Origin of the sequence: Sphingomonas aerolata, assembly GCF_023935825.1 — a bacterium.
GTDB classification, from domain to species: domain Bacteria; phylum Pseudomonadota; class Alphaproteobacteria; order Sphingomonadales; family Sphingomonadaceae; genus Sphingomonas; species Sphingomonas aerolata.
This window is the reverse complement of the sequence record NZ_CP098762.1, coordinates 1,036,103-1,051,597: the sequence shown is the minus strand read 5'-3', so window position 1 is coordinate 1,051,597 and position 15,495 is coordinate 1,036,103. Positions and strand designations below refer to the sequence as shown.

Genomic DNA, 15,495 nt, shown 5'->3' with positions numbered 1-15,495 from the left:
ACGTTTACCCCCCGGCCCTTGAGCCGGGGGCTTTCCCTGCCGGATCGGGAAGACGGCCTAGCGCAGCCCCAGCATCTTGTGCGTCTGGAGCGACAGCCGCCATTGCGGACGCTGCATCACCAGCGCGACACAGGCATCGCGATTGGTATCCGCCTGCGGGTCGTCGAGTGGCTGGAGCAGCAGGTTCGCGAAATCCCATGTCTCGATATCGGCGATGTCGGTACCAAGCTGCGGCCAGACCAGCTTCAGCTCGTCGCCGTGACGCTGGACGACGACACTGCCCGCCTTGGGACTGATGCACACCCAATCGATGCCGGGATGGACCGGCAGCGTGCCGTTGCTCTCGATCGCGATCCGGAAGCCTGCCGCGTGAAGCGCATCGACGATCGCATCGTCGATCTGGAGCATCGGTTCGCCCCCGGTGAGCACGACGAACCGGTCCTGCGTGCCCGTGCCCCAAAACCCCGCCACCGCATCCGCCAGCGCGCGCGCATCGGCGAACTTGCCGCCGCCCAGCCCGTCGGTGCCGACGAAATCGGTGTCGCAGAACCGGCAGACCGCGGTCGCGCGGTCCTGTTCGCGTCCCGACCACAGATTGCACCCGGCAAAGCGCACGAACACCGCCCGGCGGCCGGCATTCACGCCCTCGCCCTGCAGCGTCAGGAACATTTCCTTGACCGCGTAACTCATGTCAGACCGGCTTGACCGCGTAGACGGTGGGATCGGCGATCCCAGCCTCGTCGAAGCCGCGCGAGCGGAGACGGCAGCTGTCACACTCGCCGCAATGCTTGCCGTCGGGCGTCGGGTCGTAGCACGACCAGCTGAGCCCGAGATCGAGCCCGAGCCGCGTGCCCTCGCGGACGATGTCCGCCTTGGTCATGTGCTGGAGCGGCGCCTGGATGCGGAACGGATCGCCCTCGACCCCCGCCTTGGTCGCGAGTTCGGCCAGCCCCTCGAACGCGGCGATGAATTCGGGGCGGCAATCGGGATAGCCCGAATAATCGAGCGCGTTGACGCCGATATAGATGTCGCGTGCGCCCGCCGCCTCGGCCCAGCCGAGCGCGAGGCTGAGGAAGATCGTGTTCCGCGCGGGGACATAGGTGACGGGGATGCCACCCGCATCATCGGTGCCGACACCGTCCTTGGGCACGTCGATATCCGCGGTGAGCGCCGAGCCGCCGAACGCGGACAGGTCCATCGGCAGGACGATGTGGCGTTCGGCGCCGAGCGCGGTGGCGACGCGGCGCGCGGCGTCGAGTTCGACGCGGTGGCGCTGGTTATAATCGAACGACAGCGCGAGCAGACGCCGGCCGGATTCCCGCAGCATGGCGGCGGAAACCATCGAGTCGAGGCCGCCCGAGACGAGGGCGACCGCTAAGGGAGCTGATGATGTCATGATGCGCGACGCGCTAGGCCAGACCGCGGCAAAAAGAAAGGGCCGCCCGAAGACGGCCCTGAAAGGTTGGCGCTAATAGCAGCCTCAAGGGAGAAACGTGCTGAAATCTCTAAAGCACGAGGGAGGTATAGCCCGGCGCGGTAAACAGCGCATTAACGCCGCGCAATTTCTCACCGTCGCGCGCTTGAGAAACGCGTCATTCCTCGATCGGAACCGGGAATTTCTTTGCACAGAATGCGCAGTCGACCTGGATGAAGCCACTCTCGTCCGCCATGTCGCGGCGTTCGTCGATCGGGAATTTCGCGATCACACCCCGGATATAGTCGGGATCGCACCGGCAGCCGCGCGTGATGGGAATATCGGCAAGGATGCGGACGTCGCTGTCCTCGTTGAACAGCCGCCACACCAGCGTCTCGAGCGGGAGCGCCGCATCGGTCAGCTCATCCGCGCCCATCGTGTTGCCGAGCGTCGCGACATGCTCCCATTCGGGATGGTCGAGCTTGGTGTGCAGCCGCTCGCGGCCGTCCTCGCCCTCGGGCAGATGCTGGAGGAACAGACCACCCGCGACGCAGCGCCCGTCGGGCCCCTTCGCCATGCCGGTGCGGACTATTGTCGGAATCTGTTCGGACTGGGTGAAATAGCTCTGCGCGGCCTCAGACAGCGTATCGCCGTCGAGCGGGACGATGCCCTGATACCGCTCGTTGCTGCTCGCCATGTCGAAGGTGATCGCGAGATAGCCTTGGCCGAACAGGGCGAACAGCGTCGGCTCGGCGGGCGCCTGGGCAAGCTTGTCCGCGTCATATTCGATATAGCCGCGCACCTCGCCGCCGCGATAATCACAGACCAGCAACTGGACGACGCCATTGTCGGTCCGCGTCTGCATCGTCAGCTGACCGCTCGCGTCCTTCAGCGTCGAGCCGATCAGCGCGGCGAGCGTCAGCGCCTCGGCGAGCAGCTTCTCGATCGCAGGCGGATAGGCATGCGCGGCGAGCACCTCGTCGAGCGCGGTACCGAGCCGGACGATCCGGCCACGGGCGCTGCGCGCGGGGATAGCAAACGCCAGCGCGCGGTCGAGATCGGTCATGTTGGGGTCGTTCACCATCGTTCCTTCGGCATCCCCCGTCGCGGCGTCATCCCCGCGCGGGCGGGGATGCAGAGCGACATACGCTGGTGGTCTCACCACCAGCTCGGAGTTTATGGATTCCCGCCTCCGCGGGAATGACGGAAATGGGGGCTGACCTGCGCCCGATCAACCAACCGGGCGCTTCAACCAATCTGCCCGAAGCACCAGCGCAGCACCGATTTCTGCGCGTGGAGGCGGTTTTCGGCCTCCTGCCAAATCAGCGACTGCGGGCCGTCGATCACCTCGGGCGTGACCTCCTCACCGCGATGCGCGGGGAGGCAGTGGAGGAACTTCGCATCGGGCCGCGCGAGCGCCATCAGCGCGGCGTCGACCTGATAGGGGGCAAGGGCCTTCAGCTTGCTCTCGGCATTGGCCTGCCCCATCGAGATCCAGGTGTCGGTGACGATGATGTCCGCACGTTCGACCGCCTCGCGCGGATCGGCGACGACGCGCGCGCGGCCAGAGGCGCGGACGATCGCCTCTTCCTCGGGCTGAAACCCCTGTGGGCAGGCGGCGACGACGTCGAATTGCATCAGCCCGGCGGCCTCGACAATCGAGGCGAGCACGTTGTTGCCATCGCCCAGCCACGCGACCTTGAGCCCGGGCAGCGCCTTGCCGCTCTCGATGATCGTCAGCAGGTCGGCCATGATCTGGCACGGATGCGACGCGTCGGTTAGCCCGTTGATGACGGGGACGCTGGCATGATGCGCCATCTCCTCGACCTTGGCATGATCGTCGGTGCGGATCATGATCGCGTCGACATAGCCCGACAGCACGCGCGCGGTGTCGGCGATCGATTCGCCGCGCCCGAGCTGCATGCTGCCGGCATCGGCGACGATCGACGTCCCGCCGAGCTGGCGGATCGCCATGTCGAAGCTGAACCGCGTGCGCGTCGAGTTTTTTTCGAACACCATCGCCAGCGTGTGGCCGGCGAGCGGCGCATCGGCGTCGGCGCGGCCCTTGGTGAAGCCGGCGCGCGCCGCCTTGCGATCGAGCGCGTCGGCAAGCATCGCGGCGATGCCGTCGGCGCCGGCGTCGGTGAGATTCAGGAAATGGCGGTTGCTCATTGTAACGACCCCGTAAGAAGTTCCGTTCGTCCTGAGTAGGGGCTGAGCGAAGCCAAAGACCCATATCGAAGGACAATGCCCCAAGCGGGCCAGTCCTTCGATACGCCACTTCGACTTCGCTCAGTGGCTACTCAGGACGAACGGGGTTTAGTGACCGCGCAAAGGCACTCAATCGTCGGCGGCGGGCACGTAGATACGCGCCGCGGTCGACAGCTTGTCGATGCACTCGGCGATATGGCTCTCGTCGATCACCAGCGGCGGCAGGATGCGGATGACGTTCTCGCCCGCGGCCACCAGCAGCAGGTTGTGATGATCGCGTGCGAACGCGACGAACGCACGGCTGTCGCTTTTCAGCTTCAGCCCGAGCATCAGCCCGGTGCCACGCACGCTGTCGAACAGGTGATCGTGATTGGGGATCATCTGCTCGAGCCCCTGGCGCAACCGGTCGCCCATCGTCGCGACATGCTCCAGGAACCCGTCCTCGAGGATCACGTCGAGCACCGCCTCGCCCGCCGCCATCCCGAGCGGGTTGCCGCCATAGGTCGAGCCGTGCGTCCCCGCGACCATGCCCTTGGCCGCCTCCTCGGTCGCAAGGCACGCCCCGAGCGGGAAGCCGCCGCCGATCCCCTTGGCGACCGACATGATGTCGGGGGTGATGCCGTAGAGTTCATGCGCGAACAGCTTGCCGGTCCGGCCATAGCCGCACTGGACCTCGTCGAGGACGAGCAGCAGCCCGTGCTCGTCGCAGGCCTTGCGTAGGCCCTGGAGGAATTCGGGGCTCGCCTGGCGGATACCGCCCTCGCCCTGGATCGGCTCGACCAGGAACCCTGCGGTGTTGTCGTCGATCAGCGCGAGCGCACCCTCGAGATCGTTGAACTTGGCATAGGCGAATCCGGGCAACAGCGGCTCAAACCCGTCGCGCATCTTGGCCTGATTGGTCGCCGAGATCGTCCCGAGCGTGCGGCCGTGGAACGCGGTGTCGAACGTGATCAGCGTGTGACGCTCGGGATTGCCGTTCGCGAAATGATAGCGGCGCGCGGTCTTGATCGCGCACTCGACCGCTTCTGCACCCGAATTGGTGAAGAACACGGTGTCGGCGAACGTATTGTCGACGAGCCGCTGCGCGAGATGCTCGCCCTGTGGTGACCCGTACAGGTTCGACACGTGCATCAGCGTCGCGGCCTGATCGGCGATCGCCTTGGTCAGATGGGGGTGGCCATGGCCAAGCGCGTTGACCGCGATACCGCTGGCGAAGTCGAGATATTGCTGGCCGTCCTCACCGAACAGATAGGCGCCCTCGCCTCGGACCGGACGCACGCCACACCGCGGGTAGACGGGCATGAGCGGGGTGATGGTCACAGGCGCTTCCTCTTCGAAACGAGAAGGGCGGCCCGTGATGGACCGCCCCGGAGGCGCCTAATACCGGTGACGGGGGATGGGCGTCAACACCGCGGACGTCCGACGCAGCCCTGTCTGATCCGTACCAAGGCGCGGACTCCGCTTGCGGCGCCCCGGCAGCACGCGCAATCTTCCCCTCGGCTCCATCCGACGTCGCAAACGCGCCGGCGCAAGCCCAGTCGCGTCCCCATCGAGAGGAGGTTGACGTATGAAACGCTATGCGACCGGCCTGGCAGTGATGCTGGCCATGGCTCTTGCCACCACCCCCGCGCTTGCCAAGGGCGTGTTCGACGGCACCTGGAAGGGAGATGTGAAGGCGAGCCAACCCGCGGAGAATCCCTCGATCATCCTCCTGCAGGCGGGCACCTTCAGCTGCACGACGTGCAAGCCCGCGCTGAAATTCCCCGCCGATGGCGCGTTTCACCCGATCGTCGGCAATCCCTATTATGACGAGGCATCGGTCGCGGTGGTGGATGCGACGACGGTCAAGCGCGCGTTCCGGAAGAGCGGAAAGACAGTCGCCGAGGCGACGGTGACGCTGGCCGCGGACGGGCAGAGTTCGTCCTCCGCCTTTGTCGACCGGACCGCACCGAGCGGCGTGGAGGTGACGGGAACGACGGTCAATGCGCGCGTCGCACCCGCCCCGGCGGGTGCCCATGCGTTATCGGGTGCGTGGCGCGAAACCACGGATACGCAGGTATCCGACACGGGCCTCGTCTTCACCTTCGCACAGGACGGTAAGACCATGGCCTTCTCGACGCCGACTGGCATATCCTATGCCGCGACGATCGACGGTCCGCCGGCAACGGTGACCGGGGATCCGGGCTGGACGAAGGTCGCTCTGAAACAGACCGGACCGACGACTCTGTTCGAAACCGATTACGAGGGCGATACGCCGATTGGTACGTATAGCATGTCGCTCTCGCCCGACGGCACGACGATGACCACCGCGGTCAACGACCTGAAACACGGGAAGACCTCGACGATGGTCGCGCACAGGCAGTAATTCCGGAGGCAAGCGGGGGCGGCTATCGAACGGCCCCCGCTTGCCCCAATGGTCACGCGTCGATCGCTTCCTCGTCCAGCCGGCCGGCATTTTCCTGGATGAAGGCAAAGCGGTGCGCGGGGTTGTTGCCCATCAGGCGGTCGACCAGGTCCTTCACCCCTGCCCGCTCCTCATATTCCTGCGGCAGGGTGATGCGCAGCATGCCGCGCGTCGCGGGGTCCATCGTCGTCTCGCGGAGCTGGCCGGGGTTCATCTCGCCAAGCCCCTTGAAGCGGCCGACATCGACCTTTTTGCCCTTGAACACCGTGCGTTCGAGTTCGGCACGGTGCGCGTCGTCGCGCGCATAGAGCGACTTGGTGCCCGAGGTCAGGCGATAGAGCGGCGGCTGCGCGAGATAGAGGTGCCCGCGGCGGACGATGTCGGGCATCTCCTGGAAGAAGAACGTCATCAGCAGCGTCGCGATATGCGCGCCGTCGACGTCGGCATCGGTCATGATGACGACGCGCTCGTAGCGCAGATTGTCCGCCACGCAGTCCTTCCGCGTGCCGCAGCCGAGCGCCAGCGTCAGGTCGGCGATTTCCTGGTTCGCGAAGATCTTCGCACTGGTCGCGGACGCAACGTTGAGGATCTTGCCGCGGATCGGCAGGATCGCCTGCGTCTTGCGATCGCGCGCTTGCTTGGCCGATCCACCGGCCGAGTCACCCTCGACGATGAACAGCTCGGTGCCCTCGGGCGAGTTGGCGGAACAGTCGGTCAGCTTACCGGGCAGTCGCAATTTGCGGGCGGACGTCGCGGTCTTGCGCTTGACGTCGCGTTCCTGCTTGCGGCGCAGGCGCTCGTCCATCCGCTCGAGCACATAGTTCAGCAGTGCCTTGCCGCGGTCCATATTGTGGCTGAGGAAATGGTCGAAATGGTCGCGCACCGCCTTCTCGACGAGGCCCGCGGCCTCGGGGCTGGTCAGGCGATCCTTGGTCTGGCTCTGGAATTGCGGTTCGCGGATAAACACCGACAGCATCAGTTCGCTGCCGATCATCACGTCGTCCGCGCTGATATCCTTGGTCTTCTTGTTGCCGACCAGATCGCCGAACGCGCGCAGGCCGCGGACCAGTGCCTGGCGCAGGCCCTGTTCGTGCGTGCCGCCATCGGGGGTCGGGATGGTGTTGCAATACCAGCTGTACGAGCCGTCGCTCCACAGCGGCCAGGCGATCGCCCATTCGACGCGCCCCTGCGTTTCGCCCTGCGCGCTCGGGAAATCCTGCGAGCCGGAGAAGAAGTCGGCGGTCGCGCATTCGCGACCCGCGACCTGATCGCGCAGATGGTCGGCGAGCCCGCCGGGGAACTGGAACACCGCCTGCGCGGGCGTATCGTCGCTGATCAGTTCGGGCGCGCAGTGCCAGCGAATCTCGACGCCCGCGAACAGATAGGCCTTGGACCGGACGAGCTTGTGCAGCCGCTGCGGCTTGAAGTGCAGCTCGTTGCCGAAGATCTCGGTGTCGGGCGTGAAGGCGACGCTGGTGCCGCGGCGGTTGGGGGTGGTGCCGAGCCGCTCGATCGGGCCGAGCGTCTGCCCCTTGGCGAAGCGCTGTCGATAGAGCTGACGGTCGCGTGCGACCTCGACGACGGTGTCGGACGACAGCGCGTTGACGACGCTGATGCCGACACCGTGCAGACCGCCCGAGGTCGCATAGGCCTTGCCCGCGAACTTGCCGCCCGAATGCAGCGTCGAAAGAATCACCTCGAGCGCGGACTTGTCAGGAAATTTGGGATGCGGGTCGACCGGGATGCCGCGGCCATTGTCGACGATCGTCAGGCGGTTGCCGGGCTCGAGCGTGACCTCGATCCGCGTCGCGTGACCCGCGACCGCCTCGTCCATTGCATTGTCGAGCACTTCGGCGGCGAGATGGTGCAGCGCGCGCTCGTCGGTGCCGCCGACATACATGCCCGGGCGGCGGCGGACGGGTTCGAGCCCCTCGAGCACCTCGATCGAGGACGCGTCATAGGTCGGGGCGGTCTTTGACGGGGTCGTGAACAGGCCTTCAGGCAGGTCTTCTGGCATGACGTGGTATATGGCTTAGCCAGCGATCCGTGCAAGCGCGCAACCGCTGTTGCGGAAAAGCCACAACATGAACTTTCTGTCATGTTTACGTCATGATCGCGGATATATCGGCGGGACGCTCCGTTTCTTGGTCGTCTTAGATCAATCATATCCGGAGCTTACATGCGCACATCCCTCTATGCCGGCCTCGCTGGCGCGGTCATTCTCGGTCTCACGGCATCGCCGGCATTTGCGCAGGAGACCACCGAGGACGCACCGTTCAACGGTCTCTATGTCGGCGCAGCGGGCGGTTATGACGTGCAGCCGAACGACGCGGGATCGTCGATCCTGTTCGACCGCAATCTCGACGGACGGTTCGGGGATGCGGTGACGACGGCAGCCGGCGCCAACGCGTTCAGCAGCGGGTTCTGCAACGGCGCGACGACCGCCACGACGCTGACCGGTGGCCGCGGCTGCCGCAAGGATAAGGACGGCGCCGCATATTATGGCCGCGTCGGCATGGACGCGCAGCGCGGCAACATCGTCGTCGGCGTGGTCGGCGAATTCGGCAAGAGCGAGATCACCGACAGCGTCACCGCTTTCTCGACGACGCCCGCCAGCTATGTGATGACGCGCAGCGTCGACTGGGAAGCCTCGATCCGCGGCCGTGCAGGCTATGCGGTCAACACCACGCTGTTCTACGGCACGTTCGGTGCGGGCTATGCCAAGATCGACCGGGATTTCTACAGCACCAACACCGGCAACGCCTATCAGCAGAGCGGCAAGCGCCAGCAGTTCGGCATCCTCGGCGGCGGCGGCATCGAGCAAAAGGTCACGCCGAACATCTCTGTCGGCATGGAATATATGTTCCACCAGTATCAGGACGACGATTTCCGCGTCCGCGTGACGCAGGGCACCCAGCCGGCGACGAACCCGTTCGTGCTGGCGCCAAACACGACCGGCACGGACTTCCGTCGCAGCGACGACAAGTTCCGCTGGCACAGCCTGCGCGCGACGGCGGCATTCCGGTTCTAAGCGCAGGGTGGTGTGACGCCAAACGGCGTCACACCACCCAAGCTCGGCCGGCGCCGCACTAGCGACGTCCGACGACGCGGCTTCGCCGCGGCGCGGGTGAGGATAAAGGATCGCTCCCCGATAAGGGAGGCGGCCCTTTTTTCGTGAATATGGTCTCCGCAAAACACCACCCCGGCGAAGGCCGGGGCCCAGTTGGGCGACCGAGGCAATTACGCGTTGCCTGCCGTTACCACGGCCTTCCCAACTGGGCCCCGGCCTCCGCCGGGGTGGTGCCTTGGGGATTGGCTCCGCGACAGGCATGCATCCGAAGCACGGATAGCGAAAACGCCCCCCCCCATCTCAGCGTGCGCGCGGGCCGCCGAAGGGGAGTGGCGGCGTCGGGCGGCGGTCGCGGCGGGGCAGCTGTGCCTGATAGGCGTGACCGCAATGCGCGACGCAGTACGGGAAGCCCGGGTTCACCTTGTCACCACAAAAGTGAAAATCAGGCTCGCCGGGATGGCCGAGCGGCCACTTGCAGATGCGGTCGTTGAGCTCGAGCAGGCTCGTCTTGCCCGCCATTTCAGGCGAAGGCTTGGCGGGGACGAGACGCCGCGGCGGGGCGGGCGTGCTCGGCGGCTGCTGCTCGCCGGGCGCCTGGCGGAGAAAGCCGCCGGGTCCGATCGAGCGCAGGATCGGCTGTGGTGCGCGGACCGGTGCGGCGGCGGGTTCGACCGCGTCGTCGTCCTCATCCTCGTCCTCGTCGGCGTCTTCATCCGCATCGGCGGCGACGGGCGCCGCACGCGGTGCGGGCTCGGGTGCAGCGGCAACGGGTGCGGGTTCAGGCGCGGGAGCCGGCGCTGCGGCGACGGGTTCGGCGGCGACCACGGGCGGCGTGTCGACAACGGGCGACTCGGCCGGCCTCGCCTCCGCCGCCTTCGCCTCCGCGACCTTCGCTTCTGCGTTCTTCGCGTCGGGATCGTTGGGCTTCACCGGCGACGGGCGCGCCTGAAGCTCGAGGCGGTGCGCCTTGCCGATCACGGCGTTGCGGCTGACGCCACCCAGCGCTTCGGCGATCTGGCTGGCGGTCTGGCCGGCTTCCCACATCGTCTTGAGCGTCTCGATACGCTCGTCGGTCCAGGACATGTTCGTTCCTCAGTCTTCGGGTCGGCCGGTATAGTCTTCGTCAACCGGGTTGCGGGCGACAGCGGCAGCGATTACCCGCAACCCCCATGAGCAGCCAGCCCCCAATCGGTGAAATCCAGTCGGCGGTGCAATCCGCCCCCGGCGTTCCCGTCATTCGCAACGTGAACTGGGAGGGACTTCGTACCCTCTATATCAAGGAGGTGCGCCGGTTCTTCAAGGTCCAGCTGCAGACGGTGTGGGCGCCGGCGATGACGACATTGCTGTTCCTGATCGTTTTCACCATCGCGACGGGCGCCAAACGCCCCGTGCTGGTCGGCGGCGAGACCGTGATGTTCGCCGATTTCATCGCCCCCGGGCTGATCATCAGCCAGGGCATGATGGGCCCCGCCTTCGCCAATGCGAGCTTTTCGCTGCTGGTAGGCAAGATGCAGGGCACGATCGTCGACTATCTTCAGCCACCACTGTCGACCGCCGAGCTGCTCGCCGCGCTGGTCGGCGGTGCGGTCACGCGCGCGGTGCTGGTCGGGTGCGTCGTCTGGGCGGCGATGGCGCTGTATCCGGGCGTGCACGTCACGCCGCATGCGCCGCTCGCAATCCTGTGGTTCGGCCTGCTCGGCGCGACCTTCCTCGCGCTGCTCGGCGTGCTGACGTCGATCTGGGCGGACAAGTTCGACCATGCCGCCGCGGTCACCAACTTCGTCGTCGCGCCGCTCTCGCTGCTGTCGGGCACCTTCTATTCGGTCGACACGCTGGCGCCCGCGTTCCGCGCGTTCAGCCACGTCAATCCGTTCTTCTACATCATCTCGGGCTTTCGCTACGGCTTTCTGGGCGTCGCCGATTCGCCGGTGATCGTCGGCGGCCTCGTCATCCTGGCGATCGACGTCGCGCTCGCCACCCTGTGCTACATGCTGCTGAAAAGCGGCTGGAAACTGAAGAACTAGGCTCATGACAACCGACATTGCCATCGCCCGCAGCGTCGCGCTGCGCCCCATCGCGCACGTCGCCGACGCGCTCGGCATCCCCGACGACGCGGTCGAGCCCTACGGCCGGTTCAAGGCCAAGATCGCACTCGACTGGCTCGAGGCGCATGGCCGCCGCGAGGGGGCGCGGCGTGGCCGGCTGGTGCTGGTCACCGCGATCAACCCGACGCCCGCGGGTGAGGGCAAGACAACGACCTCGGTCGGGCTGGCCGACGCGCTGAACCTGACCGGGCGCAAGACGGTGCTGGCGCTGCGCGAACCGTCGCTCGGGCCGTGCTTCGGCACCAAGGGCGGCGCGACCGGCGGCGGGCGGGCACAGGTCGCGCCGATGGAGGACATCAATCTCCATTTCACCGGCGATTTCCACGCGATCACCGCGGCGCACAACCTGCTCGCGGCGATGATCGACAATCATATCCATTGGGGCAACGCGCTGCAGATCGACGTGCGGCGCGTGGTGTGGCGCCGCGTGCTCGACATGAACGATCGTGCGCTGCGCGACATCGTCCAGTCGATCGGCGGGGTCGCCAATGGCTATCCGCGCGAATCGGGGTTCGACATCACCGTCGCCTCCGAGGTGATGGCGATCCTGTGCCTCAGCGAGAATCTGGCCGACATGGAGCGGCGGCTGGGCGACATCGTCGTCGCCTATACGCGCGATCGCAGCCCCATCACCGCGCGCGACCTGAAGGCCGACGGCGCTATGGCGGTCCTGCTGGCAGAGGCGATCAAGCCGAACCTCGTCCAGACGCTCGAAGGCAACCCTGCCTTCCTGCACGGCGGGCCGTTCGCCAATATCGCGCATGGCTGCAACTCGGTGATCGCGACGCGCGCGGCGCTGGCGCTGGGCGACTATGTCGTGACCGAGGCGGGCTTCGGCGCGGATCTGGGCGCGGAGAAGTTCTTCGACATCAAATGCCGCCAAGCAGGGTTGTCCCCCGATGCGGTGGTGATCGTCGCGACAGTCCGCGCGCTCAAGATGAACGGCGGGGTCGCCAAGGCCGATCTCGGCGCCGAGGACGTCGAGGCGGTCCGGCGCGGTGCGATCAATCTCGTCCGCCATATCGAGAATATCCGCCAGTTCGGCGTTCCCGCGGTCGTCGCGATCAACCATTTTTACACCGACAGCGAGGCCGAGATCGCGGTCGTGCACGAGGCGGCGAGCGCGCACGGCGCCCGTGCGATCCTGTGCCGCCACTGGGCCGAGGGCGGCGCGGGGGCAACCAAGCTCGCCGACGCGGTGGCCGAGCTGTGCGACACGCATGCCGCGAATTTCGCGCCGCTTTATGGCGACGAGCTGTCGCTGTTCGACAAGATCGACACGGTTGCCCGGCGCATCTACCGCGCCGAGCATGCGGTCGCGGAGCCCAGCGTGCTGGCGCAGCTCAAGCGCTGGGAGGATGCCGGCTATGGCCACCTGCCCGTCTGCCTTGCCAAGACGCAGTACAGCTTTTCGAGCGACCCCGCGCTGCTCGGCGCGCCGACCGGGCATATCGTGCCGGTGCGCGAGGTTCGGCTGGCGGCGGGCGCGGGCTTCGTCGTCGCGATCTGCGGCGAGATCATGACGATGCCGGGCCTTCCGCGCGTCCCCGCGGCGGCAGCCATCCGGCTCGATGCGGACGGGCTGATCGAAGGGCTGTTCTAATCTGATCCTCCCCCTGGCGGGGAGGATCGCTCACTTCTTCTTCGGGCGGCGGTGGCGGAGGCGGCGGAACAGGCCGCGCTTCGCGAAGCTCTCGAACATCTCCTCGGGGCCCTCGGGATCGAGTACCTCATTGTCCGCCAGCCATTCCTCGACCGCGGTCAGGTCGGGCGCCTCATAGGCGCGCAGCGACTTGCCCTGCCCGCGCAGCCGCTCGATCGTCTCGATCAGCGACCCGGTCTCGGCGATCATCGTGGTCACTACCTCGACATCGACCGCGAGATGTTCGGCGATCAGGTCGTTGCGGATCGCGGTGATCCCCGTGCTCGTCGCCTCGTCATGCGCGCGGATCGCGAGGTCGCATTCGGTGTCGAGCCGCAGCGAACGGTTGTTCATGTTCGACGACCCGAGCCGGAAGATCTGGTCGTCCGCGATCAGGATCTTGGCATGGCAATAGATCGCCTCCCCGCCGCTGGTGTAGGGATGATACATGCGCAGCCGCTTGTGGACGTCGCGGTGCGCCAGCGCGGTCATGAGGCGCGCGCGCGCGGTGTCCATCGCGATCGGCTCGAGCCACCCCTGCGCAGTCACCGGGTTGATGATCACGATTTCGGGCCCGTCCGCCTCGTCGAGACGGCGCGCGACCGCCTCGGCGATCTTGCGCGACGCGAAATACTGGCTCTCGATATAGAGATGCCGCTTGGCCCCGGCGATCTGCGCGAGGAACAGCGCCTCGCTCTCGTGCACCGGGACCTGATCATCCATCTCGGGTTCGGTCCGCGCGATCGCGACGTCGACATCGCGGAAATGCACGCCGAGTTCGTCGGGCCAGCAGGCCGCGCCAGGGTTCGCCTCGGCGATCGGCACGCCGCCGGCCAGCACCCAGCGATCGCGGAACAGCTGCCCTAATGCGGTTGCGACGGGGCCTGCGACCGCGCTGATCGCGTCGTGCCACGGCTTGTAGGGACGGCCCGAGGGACGCCGCCGCCGCGCATCGTCATGGCGATGCTCGCGCGTGTCCCAGCGGTCGCCGGTCATGTCGATCCCGCCGCAAAAGGCGAGGCAATCGTCGATGATGACGATCTTCTGGTGATGCGACCCCGCGGTCGGATGATGCCCGTCGAGCTTGGTATGGATGCGCGGATGCCGCATCCACTTCATCATCGTGAACAGGGTCGAGCCGCGGAACAGCGACTTGATCGCACCCGTGTCCCAGCGGAGCAGGAAGATCTCGAGTTCGGGCTGGCGTTCGACCAGCCACAGGATGAAGGCGCCGAGTGTCGGCGGTTCGCCGGGGCGGTCGACCCCGGGTTCCAGCTGGATCCGCGCATCGAAATCCCAGCCGATCAGCATGATCCGCCGCTTGGCATTGAGCATGGCGACGCGCGCCTGGCGGAAATATTCCTCCGCATCGACGATCACGGACATCTGGTCCGCGCGTTCGATACGCCAGCATTCGGTTCCGATCCGCACGTCCAGGTCCCCTTGTCGTCGCCGCTTGCGCCCGGCCGAATTCGTTCAACGCCGTAACGACGCTCTGTTTCCGCGCATCGTCAGAACCTATCTGCGGTGCAGATGGCCGCTTCTCCTACCCCGCCGCCGGTGCAGCGCAAGATCATCCATGTCGACATGGACGCCTTCTATGCCTCGGTCGAACAGCGCGACGACCCTACGCTGAAAGGTCGGCCGGTCGCGGTGGGTGGTTCGCGCGCGCGCGGGGTGGTCGCCGCCGCGAGCTACGAGGCGCGCACCTTCGGGGTGCACAGCGCGATGCCGTCGGTCACCGCGCTCAGGCGCTGCCCCGACCTCGTCTTCGTGCCGCCGCGCTTCGACGTGTACCGTGCGGTGTCCGACCAGATCCGCGCGATCTTCGCGTACTTCACCCCGCTCGTCGAACCGCTGTCGCTCGACGAGGCGTATCTCGACGTCACCGCCGATATCCGTGGGGTAGGATCGGCGCAGGCGATCGCGGAGGAAATCCGCGCGCGGATCAGGGCCGATACCGGGCTGACCGCGTCGGCCGGGGTCAGCTACAACAAGTTTATCGCTAAGCTGGCGTCGGACCAGAACAAGCCCGACGGGATCTGCGTCATAACGCCGAAACGCGGTGCCGCGTTCGTCGCGTCATTGCCGGTCAAGCGGTTCCACGGCGTCGGCCCGGTCACCGCCAAGCGCATGGAACAGCTCGGCATCCTGACCGGTGCCGATCTGCTCGAACGCCCGCTGGCGTTCCTCCAGGCGCATTTCGGCAGCTATGCGGACTATCTGTACGGGGCAGCACGCGGGATCGATCACCGCCCGGTGCGCGTCAACCGTGCCGCCAAGTCGGTCGGTGCGGAGCGGACGTTCGAGACCAACCTGAGCGATCCGGCGGCGCTGCGCGAGGCGTTGCACCGGGTTGCGGATGCGGCGTGGGTGCGGATCGAGCGGCACGCCACGCGCGGGCGAACGGTCACGCTGAAACTGCGCCATGCCGATTTCCGGACGATCACGCGCGCGCGCTCTTCGAGCGCCGCGGTGGTCGACAAGGCTGCGTTCGTCGCCGCGGGACTGGACCTGCTGATGGCGCAGCTTCCGGTACCGCAGGGCGTCCGGCTGCTCGGCCTGACGCTGTCGGGGCTGGTCGGCGACGAGCCGGACGATGCACAGCCCGTCCTGCTCTGACCCGCCGCTCGCTTCGCGGGTGTAGGG

13 protein-coding genes are annotated in these 15,495 nt (G+C 66.7%); 5 read left to right on the top strand and 8 right to left on the bottom strand.

From position 1 onward, the window contains the following. Positions 1–57: 57 nt before the first annotated feature. From queE to NEF64_RS04940, 5 genes are all read right to left on the bottom strand, one after another. Positions 58–690: a 7-carboxy-7-deazaguanine synthase gene (gene queE / locus NEF64_RS04960; RefSeq protein WP_056406060.1), complete on the bottom strand. Its 633-nt coding sequence runs from the start codon at positions 688–690 to the stop codon at positions 58–60. Between the two features lies 1 nt (position 691). Beyond that, positions 692–1,396, bottom strand: a complete 705-nt coding sequence (queC, locus tag NEF64_RS04955; RefSeq protein WP_056406059.1) for a 7-cyano-7-deazaguanine synthase QueC — start codon at positions 1,394–1,396, stop codon at positions 692–694. 196 nt (positions 1,397–1,592) lie between these two features. Next, on the bottom strand, positions 1,593–2,498 hold the full coding sequence (hslO, locus tag NEF64_RS04950; RefSeq protein ID WP_056406058.1) for an Hsp33 family molecular chaperone HslO: 906 nt from the start codon (positions 2,496–2,498) through the stop codon (positions 1,593–1,595). A gap of 164 nt (positions 2,499–2,662) precedes the next feature. Further along, positions 2,663–3,586: an ornithine carbamoyltransferase gene (gene argF / locus NEF64_RS04945; protein WP_056406057.1), complete on the bottom strand. Its 924-nt coding sequence runs from the start codon at positions 3,584–3,586 to the stop codon at positions 2,663–2,665. Between the two features lie 168 nt (positions 3,587–3,754). Next, the gene (locus NEF64_RS04940; RefSeq protein ID WP_056406056.1) at positions 3,755–4,945 is read right to left on the bottom strand and encodes an aspartate aminotransferase family protein; all 1,191 of its coding nucleotides are present in this window, start codon (positions 4,943–4,945) and stop codon (positions 3,755–3,757) included. A 247-nt stretch (positions 4,946–5,192) separates the two neighbouring features. Here NEF64_RS04940 and NEF64_RS04935 point away from each other — a divergent pair, with 247 nt between their 5' ends. After that, complete coding sequence (locus NEF64_RS04935; protein ID WP_056406055.1) at positions 5,193–5,990, top strand: hypothetical protein; 798 nt, start codon at positions 5,193–5,195, stop codon at positions 5,988–5,990. 52 nt (positions 5,991–6,042) lie between these two features. On the opposite strand, the gene parE is transcribed toward NEF64_RS04935, so the two are convergent. After that, a complete protein-coding gene (gene parE, locus NEF64_RS04930; RefSeq protein WP_056406054.1) occupies positions 6,043–8,046 on the bottom strand; it encodes a DNA topoisomerase IV subunit B in 2,004 nt (667 codons plus the stop codon). 162 nt (positions 8,047–8,208) lie between these two features. Between parE and NEF64_RS04925 the strand changes: the two genes are divergently transcribed. Further along, positions 8,209–9,060, top strand: coding sequence for an outer membrane protein (locus NEF64_RS04925; protein ID WP_031394659.1), 852 nt, complete (start codon positions 8,209–8,211; stop codon positions 9,058–9,060). Between the two features lie 339 nt (positions 9,061–9,399). Here the strand turns inward: NEF64_RS04925 and NEF64_RS04920 are convergent, their stop codons facing one another. Next, positions 9,400–10,182, bottom strand: coding sequence for a GcrA family cell cycle regulator (locus NEF64_RS04920; RefSeq protein WP_056406053.1), 783 nt, complete (start codon positions 10,180–10,182; stop codon positions 9,400–9,402). A gap of 86 nt (positions 10,183–10,268) precedes the next feature. On the opposite strand from NEF64_RS04920, the gene NEF64_RS04915 reads away from it, so the two are divergent. Next, the gene (locus NEF64_RS04915; protein ID WP_056406052.1) at positions 10,269–11,123 is read left to right on the top strand and encodes an ABC transporter permease; all 855 of its coding nucleotides are present in this window, start codon (positions 10,269–10,271) and stop codon (positions 11,121–11,123) included. 4 nt (positions 11,124–11,127) lie between these two features. Then, the gene (locus tag NEF64_RS04910) at positions 11,128–12,807 is read left to right on the top strand and encodes a formate--tetrahydrofolate ligase (RefSeq protein WP_056406051.1); all 1,680 of its coding nucleotides are present in this window, start codon (positions 11,128–11,130) and stop codon (positions 12,805–12,807) included. A 30-nt stretch (positions 12,808–12,837) separates the two neighbouring features. On the opposite strand, the gene NEF64_RS04905 is transcribed toward NEF64_RS04910, so the two are convergent. Beyond that, a complete protein-coding gene (locus NEF64_RS04905) occupies positions 12,838–14,232 on the bottom strand; it encodes a phospholipase D-like domain-containing protein (RefSeq protein ID WP_082446801.1) in 1,395 nt (464 codons plus the stop codon). A gap of 147 nt (positions 14,233–14,379) precedes the next feature. Between NEF64_RS04905 and dinB the strand changes: the two genes are divergently transcribed. Beyond that, positions 14,380–15,468 carry a DNA polymerase IV gene (dinB, locus tag NEF64_RS04900; protein WP_056406049.1) on the top strand — a complete coding sequence of 363 codons (1,089 nt, stop codon included), beginning with the start codon at positions 14,380–14,382 and terminating at the stop codon, positions 15,466–15,468. The last annotated feature ends 27 nt before the right edge of the window (positions 15,469–15,495 follow it).

Coding starts and splice junctions, on each gene's coding strand:
- queE (WP_056406060.1), bottom strand. CDS start 690: ATGAGTTACGCGGTCAAGGAAATGTTCCTGACGCTGCAGGGCGAGGGC.
- queC (WP_056406059.1), bottom strand. CDS start 1,396: ATGACATCATCAGCTCCCTTAGCGGTCGCCCTCGTCTCGGGCGGCCTC.
- hslO (WP_056406058.1), bottom strand. CDS start 2,498: ATGGTGAACGACCCCAACATGACCGATCTCGACCGCGCGCTGGCGTTT.
- argF (WP_056406057.1), bottom strand. CDS start 3,586: ATGAGCAACCGCCATTTCCTGAATCTCACCGACGCCGGCGCCGACGGC.
- NEF64_RS04935 (WP_056406055.1), top strand. CDS start 5,193: ATGAAACGCTATGCGACCGGCCTGGCAGTGATGCTGGCCATGGCTCTT.
- parE (WP_056406054.1), bottom strand. CDS start 8,046: ATGCCAGAAGACCTGCCTGAAGGCCTGTTCACGACCCCGTCAAAGACC.
- NEF64_RS04925 (WP_031394659.1), top strand. CDS start 8,209: ATGCGCACATCCCTCTATGCCGGCCTCGCTGGCGCGGTCATTCTCGGT.
- NEF64_RS04920 (WP_056406053.1), bottom strand. CDS start 10,182: ATGTCCTGGACCGACGAGCGTATCGAGACGCTCAAGACGATGTGGGAA.
- NEF64_RS04915 (WP_056406052.1), top strand. CDS start 10,269: ATGAGCAGCCAGCCCCCAATCGGTGAAATCCAGTCGGCGGTGCAATCC.
- NEF64_RS04910 (WP_056406051.1), top strand. CDS start 11,128: ATGACAACCGACATTGCCATCGCCCGCAGCGTCGCGCTGCGCCCCATC.
- NEF64_RS04905 (WP_082446801.1), bottom strand. CDS start 14,232: ATGTCCGTGATCGTCGATGCGGAGGAATATTTCCGCCAGGCGCGCGTC.
- dinB (WP_056406049.1), top strand. CDS start 14,380: ATGGCCGCTTCTCCTACCCCGCCGCCGGTGCAGCGCAAGATCATCCAT.